Origin of the sequence: Microcoleus sp. B3-A4 (assembly GCF_036705385.1) — a bacterium.
GTDB lineage: Bacteria > Cyanobacteriota > Cyanobacteriia > Cyanobacteriales > Microcoleaceae > Microcoleus.
The window spans coordinates 1-1,635 of the sequence record NZ_JAUBUI010000209.1 but is presented as its reverse complement, the minus strand read 5'-3'; the positions used below and the strand labels follow the sequence as shown (position 1 = coordinate 1,635).

At 45.8% G+C, this 1,635-nt stretch carries 1 protein-coding gene and 1 pseudogene; both read right to left on the bottom strand.

The window, feature by feature from the left end:
• Positions 1–318 precede the first annotated feature (318 nt).
• Positions 319–468: an AAA-like domain-containing protein gene (locus QUB33_RS29405; protein WP_333358204.1), complete on the bottom strand. Its 150-nt coding sequence runs from the start codon at positions 466–468 to the stop codon at positions 319–321.
• Positions 425–1,635, bottom strand: a pseudogene (locus QUB33_RS29400) (WD40 repeat domain-containing protein); the annotation flags it as partial. The gene QUB33_RS29405 and the pseudogene QUB33_RS29400, both read right to left, overlap by 44 nt.

Below are 1,635 nucleotides of genomic sequence, written 5' to 3'. Positions count from 1 at the left end.
AGTTCTTCATCCGCCTTTCTAGTGACATAAGTTGGGGCGTTTGCAGGCAGGCTACCTCCCACTTGATATTGATAATCTTTCATAGGTTATTGTTAATTTAGAGGTAAAAAATCAGAAAATTAAGGAATCAATTTGTACAGTCGTGCAGGTTCAGAAATTCCCTTTAACTCTTGCATACCTAAGTCAATCACATTTAAATATAAAAGGGTTTTAACGACTTTTTCGCTGTTAATCACTTGTCTAATTGTTGCTGCTAGTTCGGCATTTCCTTCCAAGTTAACTAAATGGCACCGTAAATGCTCCTAGTAAGATCATTCTTCAGTAGGAGCGACTTTTAGCAACCGAGCTAAGGTAATTCTCCCCTTGGCAACTTGGTAGAGCAACTCGCACTAAATAAGGATAACCACCCACGGTTTCCATTAAGTCACAAATCTCTTGATTTGACCAATTTAATCGGTGTCGATTCACTAAATCTGTTACCTGTCTCTGATGTGATTGACTCTTGGCTGAGGTAATCAGCACACATCTGTTTATCCTCTTCTGTCACTTTCGAGTTGGTTCTGAGATAATCGCTAATCCAATTGCAGCCTAATGCCATTAGTTTATCGAAATCCCAAACCCACAGTTTGATGGTGTTGTCACTGCTTCCAGAAGCCAAAGTCAAGCCATCTGGACTAAAGGCGACGCTCAAGACCCAATTGCTATGCCCGGTGAGGGTAGCGATGGGTTTTTGGGTTTGCAGGTTCCACAGTTTGATGGTTTTGTCATAACTTGCAGAAGCCAATGTCAAGCCATCTGGACTAAAGGCGATGCTATAGACCGAATAGCTATGCCCGCTGAGGGTAGCGATGGGTTTTTGGCTTTGCAGGTTCCACATTTTGATGGTGTTGTCACTGCTTGCAGAAGCCAATCTCTTCCCATCTGGACTAAAGGCGACGCTATAGACCGAACTGCTATGCCCGGTGAGGGTAGCGATGGGTTTTTGGCTTTGCAAATCCCAAAGTTTGATGGTGCTGTCATAGCTTGCAGAAGCCAAAGTCAAGCCATCTGGACTAAAGGCGACACTCCAGACCGAATCGCTGTGCCCGGTGAGGGTAGCGATGGGTTTTTGGGTTTCCAGGTGCCACAGTTTGATGGTGTTGTCAAAGCTTGCAGAAGCCAAGGTCAAGCCATCGGGACTAAAGGCGACGCTATAGACCGGATTGCTATGCCCGGTGAGGGTTGTGACCTCTTTTTGGGTTTGCACGTTCCACAGTTTGATGCTGTTGTCGTCACTTGCAGAAGCCAAAGTCAAGCCATCGGGACTAAAGGCGACGCTTCTGACAGAATTGCTATGCCCGCTGAGGGTAGCTATGGGTTTTTGGGTTTCCATGTTCCACAGTTTGATGCTGTTGTCGTCACTTGCAGAAGCCAAAGTCAAGCCATCGGGACTAAAGGCGACGCTTCTGACAGAATTGCTATGCCCTTCCAAATGATTGCGCTCTTTTACTGCGGACACTGCTTGTTGCAGCGCAGCTATCACTCGTCCTCTAAGATGTTTTGTCGTCTCGGCTGAAGCATCTAGTTGTTTGAATGCTTGCCCTGCCTTTAATGCTTCCAACAGTGCTTGGAATGTCTGTCCTGAACGAAATGATT